Annotated in this window: 15 protein-coding genes; 11 read left to right on the top strand and 4 right to left on the bottom strand. The window is 36.5% G+C overall.

Annotation, left to right across the window (positions count from 1 at the left end; translation table 11 throughout):
• Positions 1 to 10 precede the first annotated feature (10 nt).
• The 11 genes from NQ546_RS02370 (at position 11) to NQ546_RS02320 (ending at position 16,522) form a co-directional block, all read left to right on the top strand.
• Positions 11 to 3,040 (top strand): SusC/RagA family TonB-linked outer membrane protein, encoded by a 3,030-nt coding sequence (locus NQ546_RS02370; RefSeq protein ID WP_004291677.1) that lies wholly within the window; start codon positions 11 to 13, stop codon positions 3,038 to 3,040.
• Between the two features lie 29 nt (positions 3,041 to 3,069).
• On the top strand, positions 3,070 to 4,797 hold the full coding sequence (locus NQ546_RS02365) for a RagB/SusD family nutrient uptake outer membrane protein (protein ID WP_021940800.1): 1,728 nt from the start codon (positions 3,070 to 3,072) through the stop codon (positions 4,795 to 4,797).
• A 50-nt stretch (positions 4,798 to 4,847) separates the two neighbouring features.
• Complete coding sequence (locus tag NQ546_RS02360) at positions 4,848 to 5,801, top strand: BT_3987 domain-containing protein (protein ID WP_004291675.1); 954 nt, start codon at positions 4,848 to 4,850, stop codon at positions 5,799 to 5,801.
• A 9-nt stretch (positions 5,802 to 5,810) separates the two neighbouring features.
• The gene (locus NQ546_RS02355; protein ID WP_034766412.1) at positions 5,811 to 7,247 is read left to right on the top strand and encodes a sialate O-acetylesterase; all 1,437 of its coding nucleotides are present in this window, start codon (positions 5,811 to 5,813) and stop codon (positions 7,245 to 7,247) included.
• A 13-nt stretch (positions 7,248 to 7,260) separates the two neighbouring features.
• Positions 7,261 to 8,796 (top strand): sialidase family protein, encoded by a 1,536-nt coding sequence (locus NQ546_RS02350; RefSeq protein ID WP_004291673.1) that lies wholly within the window; start codon positions 7,261 to 7,263, stop codon positions 8,794 to 8,796.
• Positions 8,797 to 8,802: 6 nt separating this feature from the next.
• On the top strand, positions 8,803 to 10,857 hold the full coding sequence (locus tag NQ546_RS02345; RefSeq protein WP_004291672.1) for an FG-GAP repeat domain-containing protein: 2,055 nt from the start codon (positions 8,803 to 8,805) through the stop codon (positions 10,855 to 10,857).
• A 152-nt stretch (positions 10,858 to 11,009) separates the two neighbouring features.
• Positions 11,010 to 12,488, top strand: a complete 1,479-nt coding sequence (locus tag NQ546_RS02340; RefSeq protein ID WP_004291671.1) for a sodium:solute symporter family protein — start codon at positions 11,010 to 11,012, stop codon at positions 12,486 to 12,488.
• A gap of 21 nt (positions 12,489 to 12,509) precedes the next feature.
• Positions 12,510 to 14,255, top strand: a complete 1,746-nt coding sequence (locus NQ546_RS02335) for a sialidase family protein (RefSeq protein WP_021940798.1) — start codon at positions 12,510 to 12,512, stop codon at positions 14,253 to 14,255.
• A gap of 2 nt (positions 14,256 to 14,257) precedes the next feature.
• Complete coding sequence (locus tag NQ546_RS02330) at positions 14,258 to 15,145, top strand: dihydrodipicolinate synthase family protein (protein WP_004291669.1); 888 nt, start codon at positions 14,258 to 14,260, stop codon at positions 15,143 to 15,145.
• Between the two features lie 409 nt (positions 15,146 to 15,554).
• Entirely contained in the window at positions 15,555 to 15,887 is a 333-nt protein-coding gene (locus tag NQ546_RS02325) for a hypothetical protein (protein WP_004291668.1), read from the top strand.
• Positions 15,884 to 16,522, top strand: coding sequence for a nucleotidyl transferase AbiEii/AbiGii toxin family protein (locus NQ546_RS02320; RefSeq protein WP_004291667.1), 639 nt, complete (start codon positions 15,884 to 15,886; stop codon positions 16,520 to 16,522). Before NQ546_RS02325 ends, NQ546_RS02320 begins: the two co-directional genes overlap by 4 nt.
• Positions 16,523 to 16,648: 126 nt before the next feature.
• Here the strand turns inward: NQ546_RS02320 and NQ546_RS02315 are convergent, their stop codons facing one another.
• The 4 genes from NQ546_RS02315 to NQ546_RS02300 form a co-directional block, all read right to left on the bottom strand.
• Entirely contained in the window at positions 16,649 to 17,104 is a 456-nt protein-coding gene (locus NQ546_RS02315) for a lipocalin-like domain-containing protein (protein ID WP_039953440.1), read from the bottom strand.
• A 14-nt stretch (positions 17,105 to 17,118) separates the two neighbouring features.
• Entirely contained in the window at positions 17,119 to 17,508 is a 390-nt protein-coding gene (locus tag NQ546_RS02310; protein WP_004291665.1) for a hypothetical protein, read from the bottom strand.
• A gap of 414 nt (positions 17,509 to 17,922) precedes the next feature.
• Positions 17,923 to 18,801 carry a helix-turn-helix domain-containing protein gene (locus NQ546_RS02305; protein WP_004291662.1) on the bottom strand — a complete coding sequence of 293 codons (879 nt, stop codon included), beginning with the start codon at positions 18,799 to 18,801 and terminating at the stop codon, positions 17,923 to 17,925.
• A 58-nt stretch (positions 18,802 to 18,859) separates the two neighbouring features.
• On the bottom strand, positions 18,860 to 20,242 hold the full coding sequence (locus NQ546_RS02300) for a KAP family P-loop NTPase fold protein (RefSeq protein ID WP_004291661.1): 1,383 nt from the start codon (positions 20,240 to 20,242) through the stop codon (positions 18,860 to 18,862).
• Positions 20,243 to 20,269 lie beyond the last annotated feature (27 nt).

The following is a 20,269-nucleotide window of genomic DNA, read 5'->3' as shown; positions in this document are numbered from 1 at the left end:
TTTGTAGGATATGAAAACATTATATATATACATTATTCTGATGCTTCTACTGCCATTCTTTTCGGAAAGTAACATTTATGCACAAAAAAGAAGCAAACAATATTCTGAGATAAAGGCAAAAGTTGTCGATAAAGAAGGAAATCCGATTCAATCAGTAAGAATAACTGTTGATGAAGGTATTTTTGAATCGTCCACAGACAAACAGGGAAAATTTTCTTTGAAAGTAACTGATAACAGTACATTAGTTTTTGATGTGCCTGGATTTGAACCACAATATTTGGGAGTATCTGTAATCAAGCAGAATCCTGTAGTAGTAATGGAAAAATCGATTCCTTATGGAGGAGTGAAAGATGAAGTTGAACTGCCATTCCGGAAAACCATAGCAAGAGAAATTGTGGGTGCTACATCAACTATAGATGAGGATGCTATTTCTAGTTCCAATCAAATGAATGTATTAAATATACTTTCTGGCAAAGCCCCTGGTTTAAATGTTTCACAAGTACCAACTGAGCCTGGGCGTTCTGCTACTGTACTTAATATACGAGGTTTATCTCGTTCAGCAACGGATAATGCTCCATTAATTATCATTGATGGCATTGAACGTCCTCTAGAAGATTTGACTCCAGAAGAAATAGAATCAATTACTGTATTGAAAGATGCTACTTCTAAAATATTATATGGCCCCAAGGCAGTAAATGGTGTACTGTTGGTAAAAACTAAAAGAGGAATAAAATATAAAAGGGATCGTCAATTTAATATTGAATTTGGAGCACAAACTCCTGTGCGTATGCCTGAATATTTAAATTCGGCTGATTATGCAACCATGTATAATCAGGCAAGAATTAATGATGGTTTATCACCTTACTATACTCAGACTGATATTGATGGTTATCGTATGGGAACCAATCCGGTGCTTTATCCGGATGTTGATTTTCATAAGCTGTGCTTGAACGATCATATGAGTTATAGAAAAGCAATAGCACAGTTCCGTGGTGGAAATGAATCTGCTCAATATTATGTAAATGCGACCTATGCTGGTTATGGTGGATATGAGGCTGTTGGCAAAAACAATACTTCCAATAAATTCAATTTGCGAGTGAATCTTGATTACAAGGTAAATGATTGGTTGAAAGCGTTTGTTGATATTGCTGGACAAATGGAATTTTACACAACTAACTATATGTCAGCTGATAAACTTTTTTCTCGTTTATCCTCGCATAGACCGAACGCTTATCCCATAAAATTCAGTGATCCTGGAAATCCGGGTACCGAAATTTATGGTGCTATGGAGAATGCTAATCTTTCTTCGTCGCGCGAGAATATATATGCTGAGATGGCATTAGGTGGCTCTAAAGAAAATACAGTCAGAAAAGGGCAAACTAATATTGGCTTTGATTTAAGTCTGGATAGGTATGTTAAAGGATTGAGTGCTAAGGCTTATGTAACATTTGACGTTTATAATTATTTAGTGGTAGGTAAAAATGAGAATTTTTCTTCATATCGTCCTATTTTTAATGAAAATAGTTTGATAGGGAAAGAACTGCTTACTGTAGAAAAGAAAGTGTCTGATAAAAGTAGAATTGCAGACCAAATGTATCGTAACTATGGTTACTTTGGCCAATTGAGTTATGATCGTACGTTTCAAGCAAAGCACCAATTAAAATCTGATTTAGTGATATTCCAAAGTAGACGGGAAAACTTAGGCTCTTCACAGGATGATGTGAACAGAACTTTTGCACTTCGTACAAATTATGTGTACAATAAAAAATGGATTGCAGAATTGGATATGGCAGTAATGGGTAGTTCCCGTTTTACAAAGGGAAATCGCTATGGTTATTTCCCAACAGTGGGAGTTGCCTGGATTGCTTCAGAAGAAAAATTCTTAAAAGATAAAGAATGGCTTGATTTCTTGAAAATAAAAGCTAGTACGGGATTATTGGGAACTGATAACTATTTTGATTTCTTCTTGTTTGAGTCTCGTTGGAATACTAGTCAAAGCACACACTTTGGTCCAAAACTGGAGGAAGATGTCAATACATCGACGTTGGTACATGTGGGAAATCCGGATTTAACATGGGAAAAGTCATTTGAAATTAATATTGGAGCAGAAGCCTCATTCTTGAATTGTTTGACTGCAGACTTTAACTATTTTAATAATTATCGTTATGACATTCTTACTCCTACTACTTCATTCAGTTCCATAAATGGAGGTGAATTGATGTATAGGAACTATGGAAGTGTACGCAATCAGGGGGTAGAATTGGCTTTGGAATATTCGGGTAATATTGGGAAACTTCATTATTCAATAGGTGGAAATACTATATGGAGTAAGGCTGTATATGAGAAAACTGATGATATGGAAGGTTTATCTTCAAACCGTAAAAAAGAGGGTAAGCCGGTTGATACTCGTTTTGGACTGATAGCTGAAGGGCTCTTCAAAAGTGGAGATGAAATTGCAGCACATCCAGTGCAAGATTTCGGTCCTGTACAGATTGGTGATGTAAAGTATGCAAATATAAATAATGATCATCATATTAATGAGAACGATATGTTGCCAATAGGCAACGAATATCCACGTTTTCAATTTGGGCTGAACATTAATCTGGCATATAAAGGTTTTGAGCTTTCTCTATCAGGTTCAGGTATGGCACAATATGACATCTATCTGAACAACTCATATTATTGGATGAGGGAAGATCAAAAGTATTCCACATTTGTTAAGAATTATTTTAACCCGTCTACCGGTGAAGGTAAATTCCCGAGACTTACTACACAGCAAAACCAAAATAACTATCGTTCTTCTTCTTTGTGGATGCGTAGTGGAAACTTTTTCAAATTACGCGATGCAATGTTGAGTTATTCATTACCTCAGAACATAACGAATAAGATGACATTAAAGCAAGTGAAGCTATTTGTAAGGGGATCTAATTTATTCACTATTTCTTCGATAAAAGACCTAGATCCAGAGTATATCGATGCAGGTGTAACCGGATATCCTTTCTTCCGTTCGTTTACTGGGGGAATTAATGTTGTATTCTAATGGGAAAAATAAATATAAATTTATCGAATATGAAACTACAAGATATTATAAAACAATTATTAGTCGTTGTCTTGATTAGTCTATATGGCTGCTCAGATTTTCTGGATCCCAAAATAGATGATAACTACAACGATGAAACTGTTTGGAGTGACCGAACATTCGCCATGGGAGCATTAGTAGATGGTTATGCTCAATTGCCGACCTATTATGATTGCTTTTCAAACAATTACCTTGATTGTGCTACTGATAATGCTGTAACTAATGATTATAATACTCCGATTTTGAATATGGCCTTAGGTTCATGGCGTCCTAATTATAATCCTTTTGATACGTGGACTAATTGCTATAGACAGATTCGAAATATGAACTATTTTCTGGAACGGGCTCCGCACATTAAGTTTTCCAATAAGGATGAACTTAATACGGTCATTCAGCGTCGTTCAAAAGGAGAAGCTTATTTTCTAAGAGCATGGTACCAATTTGAACTGTTAAGCCGGTTCTCAGGAATTGCTACAAACGGGCAGTTGTTAGGCTTTCCTATTGTCACCAAGTCTTTACCGCAAGGTGAAAATATCAAGCAAGCTCGTAATTCATTTGATGATTGTGTAAAGCAAATATACGATGATATTGACAATAGTTTATTATATCTTCCTAAAAAATATGACGATGTAAATAATGCAGAGTTGGGACCGACAAAGGAAGGCCGTGCTACTGCGATTGCAGCAATGTGTTTAAAATCACGCGTGGCACTTTATGCGGCGAGTCCATTATATACCATAGAAAAAAGTGAAACTGAAAAAATAAAATTATGGGAAACAGCTGCTCAATATGCTATGGAAGCTATTCAACTCAGTGGCACTTCATTACCGGCAATGAAAGCCGATTTCTTTGAGAAACCTGATCATGCCGAAATCTTGTGGCGTAATTATCAGGAAGATATCAATACTCCTGAGCAAAATAATTTTATTCCCCAATTATATGGTTGGGGACGTACTAACCCGTCACAACAACTGGTGGATGCTTTTCCTATGAAAAACGGTTACCCTATTACCGATGTTGAACATAGTGGATATAAGCCTGAGGATCCTTATATTGATCGTGATCCACGTTTTGATCTGGCAATCTTGTACAATGGTGCTACTTTCTCCAAAACAAAGGTTGAAACTTTTGAAGGAGGGCTGGATACGGAAAGTAATAAAGAAAAGGCTACGCGTACGGGTTATTATTTGCGTAAGACGATAAGTGAAAATGTTTCTCTTGTTCCAGGAGAAACTGTTACTAGAGCCAAGCATCACTATTGTATTTTCCGTAAAGGAGAACTATGGCTGAATTATGCGGAAGCTGCCAACGAGGCTTGGGGGCCTAAAGCTGATCCGCTTGGTTGGGGTAAGACTGCAGAAACGATGCTAAAAGAATTGCGTAAAAGAGCTGGAATAAATTCTAAAGATCCCTATGTAGGAGAGGTGGCAGCAGCTGGAAAAGATGAATTTCGTCAGTTAGTTCAGAACGAACGCCGCATTGAACTATGTTTTGAGAATCATAGATTTTTTGATATAAGACGCTGGATGCTTCCGCTAGAGGTTATAAATACACCTGTAAAGGGCGTTACAATTCAAAAAGTGGGTGATACGTTTACATATGAATTTGATAAGGTAGTCGAAACGAGAAATTATCAAGATTATATGTATTATGGTCCTATTCCTGAAGCTGAAGTAAATAGTACCAACGGATTAATTTTGCAAAATAAAGGATGGTAAAAATGATTATTTTCCTTTTTATATTTTAAAGACTAAAATCAAATGATAATATGAAAGCTAAATTGATTTTTTTATTAACAGTAATCTTGTCTTTAACTTCTTGTCAGAAGTATGAAGATTTTATTGAGGATTATGACTATTCTACTACTTATTTTGCGTATCAAAGACCTATACGGACAGTCTTTTCTGATGATCCGTCTATTGAAATAGGCGTAGTATTAGGAGGAAAACGTGAAAATAAAATTGATGAGAGAGTAACTTTTCAAATAGAACCGGAAATGCTGCAAAATGTTGATTATGTAGGAAATAATCAGTTTAAGCTATTGCCGGAAGACTATTATTCATTAAGTGATAATCATACAATTATTATTCCTAAAGGAAAATTTTTGGGAACAATCAAATTGACTTTGAATAAAGAAAAGTTTCTGACGGATCCGTTAGCTGTTGAAAACACCTATGCTTTACCAATCCGAATTACTGAAAGTTCTACTGATCAGATTTTAAAAGGGGATGTTGAGGCTGGTATTGAAGCTAAAGATTATACTATAATAGTCATTAAGTATATTAGTGAGTTTCATGGTGTGTACTATCATCGTGGACAACGGAGCGCGTATGATAATTCAGGGAATTTGATTGAAACCTTAAAGTATGTAGGAGATCATGAAGAGGATATGTATATTAAGAATTTGGTGTGGAACTTAGGTACTATCAACGCTTCAAGTTTGACAACAGATGGTATTGCAGAATTTCTATCTGGAACTTCTAAATATTCAATGATTTTGCATGTTAATGAAGACAATAGTGTATCTATTTCAGACAATCTGATTCCGGGAAGCTCTCAAATCACAGGCATCAAAGATCTTGGTGCTTCTAAATATGATCGGGAGAAAAAGCAGTTCTATTTAAATTATGAGTATACTGACGCTGCCAGCGGAATACGCTATGTAATGGCTGATACGCTAATTTACCGTAATACTGAAATGAAACTGGAATTGTGGGATTAAGATATACAAATGATGAGAAATTATTTATATACTATCATATTTGCCTGGCTATTTTGTAGCCAGGCATATGCGCAGTCCATACCTCCTTTGTCATTACCTTCTATTTTTAGTGACCATATGGTATTACAACAAAATTCAAAAGTGAAATTTTGGGGCTGGACCAATCCTCGTACAACAGTACGTATCATCCCTTCATGGGGACAAGATACTATTATTGTAAAAGCTGATAATAGAGCGCGTTTTGAGGTAGAACTGCAAACTCCCCCAACCTCAAAAAAAAACTATCAAATAGAAGTAAAGATAAAGGATAGAGATTTGATTATTAAAGATGTACTTATTGGTGAGGTATGGTTATGCAGTGGTCAGTCTAATATGGAATGGAATTCCGCTAAAGGTATTCAGGATGTCAAAGATGAATTACCACATGCCAATAACTCTGAGATACGTTTTTTTACTGTAGAGAAACAAACGTCCCTATTTCCTCAAGATGATTGTCGTGGCCGCTGGATGGTATGTTCCCGGGAAACATTAAAATTGTTTTCTGCTGTAGGTTATTTCTTTGGGAAAAAGCTCAACCAGGAATTAGATAGTCCTATTGGACTGATTAATTCTTCTTGGGGAGGAACAAATATAGAAACGTGGATGCCTCATGAAACTATGGAAGAGCATCCTGAATTTGCCAAAGCATTGCAAACTCTTAGTACAAGTACTGGTTGGGATATTTCTCCGTCCACTACCTATAACGCTATGATACATCCTTTAATGCCTATACGGCTTGCTGGTATTATCTGGTATCAGGGCGAAGCTAATCTTGCCAATGGTAATTATTATGCGAGTATGTTCACGTCCATGATAAAAGCTTGGCGCCAGGGATTTTCAGATGATGAACTCCCCTTTTATTATGTACAAATAGCCCCATATGCTCGTTATAAATTTGCTTCCCGAGCTGCTGCACAGGTTAGAGAGCAACAATACGAAGTGTCTAAACTGCCTAATGTAGGTATGGTTGCTATACCTGATTATGTTGACAATATTAGAGATATACATCCCAAATACAAACGTCCTGTGGGCGAACGTTTGGCACATTGGGCTCTTGGGGAGAAGTATAATAAAAAAACTGCTGCCTATCGACATCCTTCTTTTCTAAAAATGGAGAGGGAGAACTCCAGAATACGGATATGGTTTGATAATGCCGATGCTGGAATCGTTTGTAAAGGAAAAGAACCGTTTGCTCTGGAGATTGCAGGAGAAGATATGAAATTTGTTCCCGCTAAAGGTAAGATAGATAAGAAAACTAATACACTAGTAGTTACGTCGACTACAGTAAAACACCCTGTTGCTGTGCGATATAGCTTCTCTAATGATGCGGTAGGTAACCTCTTTTGTTCCAATGGACTACCAGTATTGCCATTTCGTACTGATAATGAAGTTATAGAAATATTTTAAACAGTTTGGAATAATGAGAAGAAAAATACTATTTATTGCTTTGTGTTGTCTATTCGCTGGTCAATACGTTTCGGCACAGAAAGTGTTTGTGAAGGGAAATATGACGGATATTTCTATGGTAACTCCTCAAACGGAATTGTTCTTGAAATCTAAATTATTTAAGTTTGATGAGGGGATAAATCAACATCTTCAGGGAAAAATGTTTGTTCGCCGATTTAGGCATTGTCAATCTGCGATAAAAATAAAGAGTGAATATCCTGTTACGGTTTATTTGGCTGCTACGACTCCTGTGATTAATAAGAAATGGAAATCATTGAATGAGTTCTTTTTATCAGGAAATCAAAAGTTTTATCTTTATAGTTACGAATTAGATAACAGATGGGTTACTGTGCCCGATATGAATGGAAACAGTTCGTTGTTGTTTGCGCCACAAATTGAACGAGTCGATTTGCCTACAGTACCAGGTACGGTTATTTATAATTCTGATAATTCGGATCGGAATTTTGTAACAGATCCGGCACTGGCCGTTTTACCGAATGGTGATTATATAGCAGGATGCAGAGCGCGTTTCAGTGGTAAGACAGGATTTGTGCGTCTTTATCGTTCCACAAATAAAGGTAAAACATGGGAAGTACTTTCAGAAATCCCTGAAGTAGGTTTCTATTCTCTTTTTGTTCATGACTCTGTTTTATACCTGATGGGTACTAAAGGAGGTTTTAATCATATGGTTATTCTACGTTCGGACGACGGAGGTCGTAATTGGACTACCCCCATTGACTCGAAGCATGGATTGTTAAGTGGAGAGTCTAAAAGTTATCATTCTGCTTCTGTACCGGTAGCTTATGCAAAAGGTAGAATCTGGCGTGCGATGGAAGATAACCTTCCTAAAGGCAAACGGTATTTTAGGGCATTTATGATGTCAGCTCCAATCAATGCCAACCTTTTAGATTCTGCAGCCTGGACACGTTCAGAAGCATTGCCTTACGATTCTACTTGGCTTGGTACTGATCGGACGTTCAATGGTTGGCTTGAAGGAAATGCTGTTGTTACTCGTGAAGGAAACGTGGTAGATATATTAAGGATTGAAGAACGCAATTTTGATGGAAAAGCGGCCATGGTCAGGATTAGCGATGATGGTAAGCAAGCCTATTTTGATCCTCAGATGGATATTATTGATTTACCGGGAGCTTCTAAGAAATTCGTAATAAGATTTGATTCTGTTTCCAATCTCTATTGGGCCATTACCAACCATGTGTTTAAGCAAGATTTGGGAAAGGAACACTGTGGCTTGTTACGTAACAGGTTAGTATTGGTCTCCTCATCCGATTTGCGGGATTGGCAGGTACGAGATACACTTATCAGTCACGACGATCCTCATTTTCATGGTTTCCAGTATATTGACTGGCTTATTGAAGGAAATGATATTATTGCTGTTTCTCGTACAGCGTTTGATGATAAGAATGGTTTGCCTAAGCGGCAACATGATGCCAACTATTTGACATTTCATCGTTTTAAATCATTTAGAAAGTGTTTAAAAACAAAAAAATAAATACCTATGAAAACATTCTTTTTATCCATAATTTTCTTTTTATCTTTTTCATTTCTAGGGATTGCGCAAAATGATCAAGATCTGATACCATTAAAGTCAATGGCTCCTGACGGGATAGGCCCTCTTTCTCTTCCTCATTTGCGTCATATGGTATTGGGCAGTGCATTTGTTTATAATGGTGATTGTCCTGATCTTTTTATTGCCGGAACAGGGAAAACAACTGAACTTTATCTTTATAAATGGTTGAGGAATACAGAAAATGGTGTTCCTATATTTGATAAGCCTCATAAAATAGCTTCTCCTTTCAAGTTGAAAGGCACAATATTTCAAACTGATGACCATAATGTCCATGCTTTGTGGTTGAAAAAAGATTCTGTAATCCATACAGTATTTAATCTTAAGAAACAGTCGTTTGATAGAATCGGAGGTATTGAGTTGCCTGAATTGGCTTCTCTTCCTCAAAGTATAGCTGCACGTATAAATAAAGATCAGAGTGTAGATTTATTCTTAGAGCTGGTGGGGCATAGTATCCCGGCAAAATATGCCAACCAAAATCCTTCGAGTAAAGAGTGGAGACCTTATGATGAAGCGGGTGTTTCTACGACCCCACTTCATTATACCTATTTGTGTAATATACGCTATCCTAGATTATTGTCCGGAACCCCTTCTGTCAAACAAATGGTTACCCATAGCCGAAAAGAAACCCGTTGGGGGATGATGAATATTGCGATGGTGACACTTAGAAAAAATGATATGCAGGAATTGATATGTGGGTCAAGATTGGGAAATTTTACATACTATTCACGTCCGGAACTTTCGCAGGATACTTTGTCTCCTCGCCATTATGTAGTAGGCTCTGATAATATATTGTTACAGCATCCCAGTATATCAGCTTCTGTATGTTCTTATGTGGATGTTAAAAGTGGAACAACAAATATCATTGCTGGAGGTGAAGGTGCAGTCTATTTTTATAAATACTCCGGTGAGTTTACTTTGGATGGTCACCCTGTTTTCAGCCAACCTTCACCTGTTTTGCAAGTAGATGCAGATCTTTATTGTGGCACATTGCCGGTTCCAAGTGTGATAGACTGGGATGGAGACGGGATTGAAGATATTATTGTCGGCAATTCAGATGGACATGTACTTTTCTTTAAAAATATAGGTAACAATAATAATCCGCGTTTTATACCCAAAGGAAGAGTACAGGCGGATGGTAAGGATATTCATATTCAGGCAGGATATTCAGGTAGTGTGCAAGGTACTCCGGAGTCACGTTGGGGGTATCTTTCCCCTACTGTTGTTGATTGGACTGGCGATGGATTGCCGGACATTATTATGGGTGATATCACTGGAAAATATACTCTGTATGTAAATAAAGGAACACGAACGGAACCAAAGCTTGATGCCCCTCAGCCTTTTTTCTGTGAAGGGCTTGAATTGCATGGAATGTGGCGTTCAAGGGCGGCTGTGGCAAAGTTTGGTAATCGTATGGCGTTGGCTATAGTTGATGACAATGATTTATTTCACTTGTATTGGAAAATAGATAACTTCCATTTGGAAGATGGTGGTGAGTTGAAACTGGAGAACGGGAGTTCTATATTAACGAGTGCTGAGCCTGCAGGTGGTACAGGACGGTGTAAACTAAATTTCTTCGATTATGACGGAGATAGGCTGCTTGATTTAATTATTGGTACTGGGAGGCGTTCGGCAATTCCTAATATGGAGACAGGCTATCCTTTGCCTATTTTGGGAAAGAAAACGATGGGAACTCCTTTGTTTATGAAGAATGTAGGTAGTTCATCGTACCCTGTTTTTGCTCATCCTTCTCCATTTAAACATCCGGTTACAGGGTTAGTGCAACCCGGTGGATCGCATGAAAGTGGAGCTGTGGGAACCAAACTGGGAGGAGGAACACAACGCAATTTATTAGTTGGAAATGAAGTTGGAAGACTTTATTTGTTAAAGGGAGAGCATTTGGAACTTATGACGGCAGATGAAGTCAAAAAATATAGGAATAAACCTAATCCATTTCCTGGCTTTCCACATCCTGGAGAAAAATAAGTGGAATTTATTATTGTTTTAATTTCTGTGCTTTAGGAACTTAAATGTTTAGAACTTTTATCAAAAAGGCGTAGCTATATTCAATATCATTTGTTGGATATTGGATGTAGAGAATATGAAATATATCATTGAATCATTTAATATTATATAAAATGGATATAACCTTGCTTGATTATCTCGTTTTTTTTGTTTTTGTGAGTGGAGTTGTTCTTTTTGGATGTTCGTTTTATTTCCGCAGTCGCAAAGGGGCTGCGGCATTCACTTCAGCAGAAGGAACATTGCCTACATGGGTTGTAGGCATGTCAATATTTGCAACGTTTGTCAGTAGCATTAGTTTCTTAGGATTGCCAGGAGATGCCTACAAAGGGAATTGGAATCCGTTTGTGTTTAGTCTTTCGATACCAATTGCTACATGGCTTGCTGCAAAGGTATTTATTCCTCTGTACAGAGGGATAAATAGTGTATCTGCCTATCATTATCTCGAAATGCGTTTTGGCTATTGGGCACGTTGTTATGTAGCCGTTTGTTATCTATTGACGCAACTTGCACGCATAGGATCGATACTGTTGTTACTGGCTTTGCCATTGAATACCATGTTTGGGTGGGACATTCAGACTATAATATTCTGCACAGGTATAGCTACACTTATATATACTTTACTTGGCGGCATTGCTGCTGTGGTCTGGACAGATGCTATACAGGGAATTATACTTATTGTAGGAGCTGTGGTGTGTGCATTGTTACTTACCTTTACTATGCCTGAAGGACCAGGACAACTCTTTGATATAGCTTTGGAACACGATAAGTTTAGCCTTGGGAGTTTCGGTGCAAATCTTGCTGAGCCGACATTTTGGGTAGTACTGATATATGGATTGTTTGTCAATATGCAGAATTATGGTATAGATCAAAACTATGTACAGCGTTATATGACGACTCGTTCAACAGCAGAAGCTGTGAAATCGACTTTGTTGGGTGGTTTACTCTACATTCCGGTATCTCTTGTGTTCGTCTATATCGGAACAGCATTATTCTCATACTATGTAGCTCAACCTGAACTGTTACCTACAGGAACCCCGTCTGATCAGGTCTTTCCATGGTTTATTGTTCATGGACTTCCCACAGGACTTACTGGACTTATCATTGCTTCTTTATTTTCAGCTGGTATGTCCACTGTTGCCACGAGCATCAACTCTTCGGCAACGATTGTTTTGACAGATTTTGTTAAACGGCTTTCTTCAAAGGAACTATCTGAGAGGAAAAGCATGCAAGTATTATATGTTGCATCGTTCTTGGTGGGCATGTTGGGGGTCGTTATGGGCTTAATGATGATGCATATTGACGGAATCTTGGATGCTTGGTGGAAATTGGCATCGATTTTTAGTGGTGGAATGCTTGGCTTGTTCCTGCTGGGGGTGGTTTGTCGAAATGTTAAACGTGTGCATGCTGTTGTAGCAGTTATATTGGGTTTATTGGTTATTGCATGGATGAGTCTGTCTCCCTTAATTAATGAAGGTTCACCTTTCTATTGTTTTCGTAGTTCATTGCATACATACCTTACAATTGTTTTTGGAACGGTTGTCATATTCCTTACAGGATTTCTACTTACAAAATTTGCGAAAAAGACAATTTGAGTTCAAAATATGTATACAGTTATGAATTTTAGAGTTTGTAATCTTTCTCTTATTGATGTCATGGAGATCTTACTTTCCCGAAGTAAGCAATATGGCAATGAAAACAAAACGAATGGACAATGGATGAAGAAGACTATACTCTTTTTTTTGTTAATCTTTCTATTTATAATGAGAGTTGCCTCACAATCTGAAAAATCAATACTTGAGGTGAAAGGATGTGTTATTGATATTATAGAGGTGAAATATGGGGCTACCGTTTTTCCGCAAGGTGGAAGCATGCTGAAATATGGAATATCGACACCAAAATGTATTTTGGGGAAAGAAAGTGCATTGAGTATTATGGATATGGATGGACCGTATCAAGTGCGTAGTAGTCAAAAGTGTTCGATACTTGCTGCTGTGGACCATCTGGATGTGGATAGCAGGGAAGGATGGATTCCGACAGGTGAAAAAATTGTAATAGCAAGTACAGGAATTCAGCTCAATTATTATTTGTATCAATATGATTATATAACTCCGGGAGAATGGGTCAATGTACCGTCTCCTAGTGAAAAAGGAACGACTACAATTATTTATGGTGATAAGATTACTGTATCAGAAGTTATGCAACCTCCAGGGACAGTGATTGCAAAAGTGGCCCATTTGAAAAAAGAATCGGTAACTAATCCGGCCATATTGGTTCTACCCAATGGCGACTATTTAGTTGCATGTTCGGGCGTTTTTGTAAAATCAGGTGAGAAATCAGGGGTAACTTATTTTTGTTCCAAAGATAAAGGAAAGACTTGGAAAGTTCTTTCGGAGAATAATGGATATATTAGTTTTTACAATCTCTTCATGCATGATGATGTGCTTTACTCAATGGGGACTGAGGGTTGGGGTGGAAACTCCCGAAACGTGATTATTCGTCGTTCCGATGACGGTGGTATTTCATGGACATTTCCAAGGGACTCCCTTTCTGAGGGAGTAATTAAATGTGGAAAATTCAGCACAGCTCCAGTGCCAGTAGTTATATACAATGGGCGTATTTGGCGTGCGATGGAGACTGGAGTTAAGGGAGAAGTCCCTCGTGCATTTGTGATGTCGGCTCCTATCGATTCTAATCTTATGAAGGCTGAAAGTTGGGTCTCTACAAACGGGATTGCGTTTAATTCCGAGTGGTTTGATAAAAAACTTGTTGTGAAGCAGTGGGTAGAAGGAAATGTTGTTATTGCACCTAATGGTAAATTGGTCGATGTAATTCGGGTAGATAATTGGACAAATGGTAATATGGCGGCTATACTTACTGTAGAGGATTCTAATACGTTAGTTTTTAATCCGAAGGAAGATATTATTAACTTTCCAGGTGGTGGAAAAAAATTCACAATCCGGTATGATACAATTTCGGGTAAGTATTGGGCTATGACAAATCCTGTTTTTGAGCAGGATAAAAAGAAAAAGCATTCAGGCATTTATAAAAAGGGGGTACCTTGTGGACTTATCCGTAATAATCTTGCTTTAATCTGTTCAAGTGATTTGCGGCATTGGGAAATTAAAGATACGTTAATTATAAGCGACAATCCATTCTTTCATGGGTTTCAATATGCAGACTGGCAGTTTGACGGGAAGGATATTGTTGCTGTCCTTCGTACTGCTTTTGATGAAGAACGAGGACTTCCAAAACGTCAACATGATGCCAATTTTTTGACTTTTATGAGGTTATGCAATTTTAGGACAGATAAAATTCCCACAATAAAAATCAACTCTATTAATAATAAAAATCAGAATTAAACATGGATCTGAAAGGAATAGTAACTGTGATTAATACTCCGTTTGATCATAGCGGAGGAATTGATAAAGATGGCTTGCGTAAACACTTGAGGTACGCTATCAATTCTGGAGTAAAAGGTTTCTTGATTCCGGCTATGGCGAGTGAGGTGCTAAAATTGTCGGAGTCGGAAAAAGAGTTGCTTGTCAAAATAGCCCTTGAGGAGGCAGGGACAGATGTTGCTGTTATTGCAGGGACTTCTGCATATACGCGCAAAGAACGATACGAAAATTTTGTCAAATTCCAGGCGATGGGATGCCGGGCTTTGTTAGTCAATATTCCTTTTGTTTCTGCGGATGAATATTTAGATGAGGTAAAGCAACTGGATCAATTGTCGCCTGAAATGATTGTAATTCAAGATTGGGATGCCGGTGGGTACGGGTTGCCTCTAGATTTCATTGGACAACTATATAGAGAGATAGAAAGCTTTAAGATGTTGAAAGTTGAAGTTGTTCCTGCAGGAAAGAAATACACAGATGTAAAGATGCTGACTAAAGGAAAATTGTTATTGGCTGGTGGTTGGGCTGTAGGGCAGATGATAGAGGGTTTGGAACGTGGTGTTGACTGTTTTATGCCGACGGCTATGCATGAAATATATGTAAGAATCTATACTTTGTTTCAAGAAGGTCATAAAACTGCAGCTCGTGAGCTTTTTGAGAGAATACTACCAATATTGTCTTATTCAAATCAGCATCTTGATATATCAATTCATTTTTTCAAAGAAATGATGTATTCACTCGGAATATATGAGACTAATATGGTTCGAGAGCCTATTATTGCGCTTGATGCTATAAATCATAAAATAACTGATGAGTTAATCGAACGATACAAAGTAATTCGAGATAGTTTATAGTATCATTGGAATACATGAAATCCCTTTAAATTGCATATTGTTTAACTGGTGAAACAATAGTGAAACAAATGCCTTAATTGGAGTAAATCAACCAAGAGTAACAGATTTATATCTAGAGGGTATGCAAACAAAAAACTCTATCTTGTTAGAAATTAGTCTTTTAGTTTGTGGCTCAGCCTGGGATTGAGCCAGGGACCTCCAGATATGAGTCTGTTGCTCTAACCAATTGAGCTGCCTCGTTATCAACACGTTAATTATCTCAGTATAAGTTCTGAGGTCAACAATAGGTCAACACTGAACTTACTATGCAAATTCACTAAAAGTCTTATTCGCAATGAAACATTCTCCATTGTGATTTGCTTTGGACAAGAATAATCACTAATTTTGTGTTATTCTAAAACAGGGAGTTATGTCAAGAGATGTGGTGAAACAAGAACTATTGGCGAAACTGAAGCAAGAACACTGCTTTTGGTCGTACAATGAAAACTCAATCAAGGATATTCCAGATGATATGCTGATTGAGAAAACCTTGTTGCATCTTGACTTGGAAGAAATAAACCAACTGTTTCTAATTTATCCTTTCAAGAAAATCAAGCGGGTGTGGCTGGATTATCTTGTTCCCCAAGCGGAATATCTCTACACGTTGAATCGTTTTTTTGCATGGTATTATTTTAAGGCAAAGAAACCAGATGCTTATATAAAATCTATGGCTACTCGCCACCTTAATAAAATGTTTGCATGAAAGGTTTAGCTCCACACACGCTGCAAGTTTTTGAAGCCGTTTCTAAGTTGGATTGCATCAAACCCTATCTCTTGGTAGGTGGCACAGCTTTGTCATTGCAAATGGGAACTCGACAAAGTGAGGACTTAGACTTTATGAAATGGCGTACTTCTAAAACAGAGAAAATGGAAGTAGCATGGTATCAGATAGAGAAAGAACTCGCTGTAATAGGTGATATTCAGCATAAGGACATTTTAGATATAGACCATGTGGAATATTTAGTGTCTGGAGTAAAGTTCTCTTTTTATGCCTGTCCTAAATATTCTCCTGTCAGTATGCCTGTGGAATATCTGAATAATCTCAGATTGGCAGATGTAAAGTCTATTGGAGCTATGAAGATGGAGGTGATGCTACGCAGGAGTAACTTTCGTGATTATTATGATATTTATTCCATCTTAAAGTCTGGTGTACCTATCAACGATTTGGTATCTTTAGCCCTTACTTACTCTGGACATACATTGAAATCCAAGAATCTGTTGGCTATGCTCACCAACGGCTCTCGTTTTACAAGAGATTACCAGTTTGAGCAACTTGCACCTATTTATGCTGTAACTGCTCAAGAAATAGAAGATTATATAAAGTTTTGTTTATTATAAACTGCTGTAACATTCTTGCGAATGGGTTATATATAGAAGTATTCCTTAGAATTGTAGTAGCTTTATAAAAAGAAAAACAGCATAAGAGTTTCCTCAAATGCTGCTCTGTCTTAAGTAGATTGGTAATTAGTCAATCTTCTTGTAAGTGGTTGTTGTAATATCGTCCAATTCTTCGCTACCATCTTCCATTGTGTCCCAATCCTCAAAGGCGAGAACTAACTTGATAGCTGTAAGTTCATTGACGGTAAGGACATCTGAATAACCATCATCGTAAGAGATAGTCAGCTTATTGTCTTTCAAAGACCAACGACTTGTTTCTGTATATCCACCGTCCACATAACTTTCTATGCAAGTACCGTCAGCCTTGAACTCCCATAAACCATTGGTATAGGCTTCATCAGAAGTTATTACTTCTTTACCATTCTCCACTTTGTGAATCTTCTCCCAAGTGGACTGCCATTTACCTATCAGGTTGGCTTGTTCAATGATAGTCTGTCCGTCTTCATCATCACCGCACGCTGTAAAGTTTACAGCCAACATAACCATTAATAAGGTCGTTCCAATTAATCTTAAAGTTCTCATTATTGTTAAATTAATTATGGTTTACGATTGTAAATTACTATATCACTATGTCCATTGTTGTTAAGATATAGTTCGTCTTCAGTAATCTTAACGACAGTGTAAATAGTATTCTCTTCTCCCCAATCAGTTGTATAGTAAATAACGAACATATATCTGTTAGGGAAGTACTCAAATCTACCGCTTAGAGTTTCATTCTCACTTATCTCTGCATAGGTCTTATCCTTGTTAAAGGTAAGTGTTTCACCCTCTGCTTCACCTGCTCCTTGCCAAGTTCCAAGTAATAACTCTAAAGTGTTGTCAGGCTCTTGTTGAACCACTTCGTTAGTAATCTCATCCCCACAGGAACTAACTCCCATGCCTAATGCAACCAATAATGAGGTTGCTAATAATCTAAATGTTTTCATTATCAATTAAAATCTAATCTTGACGTTATATGTTCCGTCAACTTTTAACTCACTCCTTTTAATTTATGCTTTAATAGTCAGTATATTAACTCTATTTTAATTAGTCAACATCTGCTTAAAATAGGAGTAAATTAACCAAGAGCAACAGAGTTATATCTGGAGGGGTTGCAAACAAAAAAGGCTCTATTCTATTAAGAATGAGCCTCTTCTTTGTGGACCAGCCTGGGCTTGAACCAGGGACCTCCAGATTATGAGTCGCAAACACTTGATTTTCAATCATTTATATTGTATTTCTTTTTATATCCATACCTCTTGATTTCCAAGCCCGAAGATAATATTTCCTTTTCAAATAATATCTCTTGTTTTCTTCTATTTTCTTGAGATGTGTGCAAATTGTGTGCAATCAGATTTACTTCAAACATAGTTCATGAAATCATAGTCATCTTTGCTAACTTTACTTTTTATAATATTTTGTGCCTCTATAAAGTCATCTCCATAGTACTGCTTACGTTTTGCTATTTCAGTAGGTTCTAAATTTAAATCTAATAAATCTTCCCATCGGTAATCATTTAATCTATGACTGAGAATGTTGACACTGCATTTTCCAGTAATTAAATCAAAGAACTCATCTTCTGAAACTACTTTCCCATGAGTAAATGTATGGAAACGATTTAGGAAAAGCATAGTCTTATATAATGATACTAATTGATTTTGTCCAGTTCCACCTATTCCATTACTGCTCAAATGCCAATTACTTTCACAATGGATTATACGAAAATCATAATGAGTTTTTTGATAAGCTATTGCTGTAAAATGTTCTTTGACATCAGCGGTGAAAATATAAACAGTTTTAGGCTTGTATTCTTTATATATTTGGATTGCATTCTCTGCCCAAGTATAGGTAAGGCAGTGTTTGTGGAAAGGTGTATTACATCCTGTTTTTAACCAATCTAAATCGATCTCATACTTCTCTGCAAAGCATGATAACATGCTTGATGATGGCATAATACTCCCATTTATGATGTCCTCGATTAATGAAATGCTCTCTATTGATAAATCTTCAGCAATTGAAGCCCCATTAAGCATTGGATCTCTTTTGTTTACATTAAGAAGTTTTATTGCTTCAAGTATTCTTATATTATATTCAGGGATAGATTGTTTTGTTGATTTATCTATTTCCAGTGTTTCATTTAGTATAGAGATAGGCAATGCAATTTTTTTATTGTTATCTTTCTTTTTGAATATCTCTAAAAGAAATCCTGAAATCAAATTTGAGAAGATTGTTTCTAACATAGGTGCCTTAATTATGATTGATTTTCAATATGGGATTGATAATTCATATATGATTGGATTACGAAATTAGTCTGCTATATAATTCTATTTTATTCAATAAATGTTTGAGTATATTATTCCCTCTATATTCTCCGTCACAATATCTCACATAGCTTCTTAATTCTTCAATTTTGATTTTTGTAGAAAATAAGGGATTTTGCTCTTCATTCAGTAAAACAATTTTTTCTGTTCTTTCATATTCGTTACAGTAGGTCATGTAAAATACGAGTAATTCCACTATTAAAAAGTTGTTTGTTGAGTTGCTAGAAGTTACATTAATTGTGGTTTCAAGAAATGTTACTAATTCTTGGATGTCAAATTGCTTAGATTTAATCTTATTATATATAACCGTTTTATGATTTCTAACATAAACTAAAAAGAAGAATAAAGGCGGAGTAACATATTCTTGATATTCGAAAGATTTAAGAGCTATTCTTGAATGAGCAAATAACTTTTCCAGTTGGCGTAATGTCAGTTTTGACGCATTAGCAAGCATTGCTGCAAATTTTATAAATTCTTCATCTTCTGATTTATTACGAAAAGAATCTAATCTGTTTTGATTGTTGAAAAAGTTCTTGAAATCAAAGTAGTCATATAAATATTCACAGAATACTTTCGGGTCAGGCTCAGGGAGTCTATACTCTAAATCTATAAATCGCAGTAAATAATCTTCGCTATCAATACTTTCGCTACCATAGAATCCTTTAATAGAATTACACATTTGTGATTTATCTATTGATAAAATAAAAACAATTCCATTTACAGAGAAAAAGTGTTTTACTTTCTCTAATACTTCAACAGCATAACTTGGACGACATCGATCTAATTCATCTATAATAAATACTATAGGCTTATCAGGACTTTCAGCTTTAACATATTCTGTTAGTAATTCCTTAAATTCATCAATACCTTTCTTCCTTTTGCAATATTCTTCTATTTCTTTCTCTAAAATTTCGGTTGTTGCTGATAAAGCATTTTCTATAGTTTCCGTTACTATTTCGTTATCTATATAATGGTTAGCTATTGCTTTTCCTAACGAAGGAATTATATTTCTCGTTACAGTAGCAGTAGTTTTTAAAATCTTATTAAATATCCTTTCATCATTCTTGTATAGTAATTTTTTTAATTCTCCAAGGATCGCTACAGAAGGATCAGTTAATAAATCATTTTCCCATGCATTGAAATAGAGGGTTTTATAATCATTGTTTTTTAGTTGCTGCTCCCACATTTTTACGAATGTAGTTTTCCCGCTTCCCCATTGTCCGTTGATGCTCAAAACAAATCCTTCTCTGTAAGAACTAATAATATCGGATAATATTGATGCATATATTTGACGGTTTAATTTGCAATTTTCAAATGGGTTTTCCTTTGAAATAATTATGTCATCGTGCTTTATTGTCATACTTAATTGCTTTTATTCGTGCGCAAT

This window comes from Bacteroides eggerthii, assembly GCF_025146565.1.
Lineage (GTDB): Bacteria > Bacteroidota > Bacteroidia > Bacteroidales > Bacteroidaceae > Bacteroides > Bacteroides eggerthii.
This window is presented reverse-complemented; position numbering and strand designations above follow the sequence as displayed.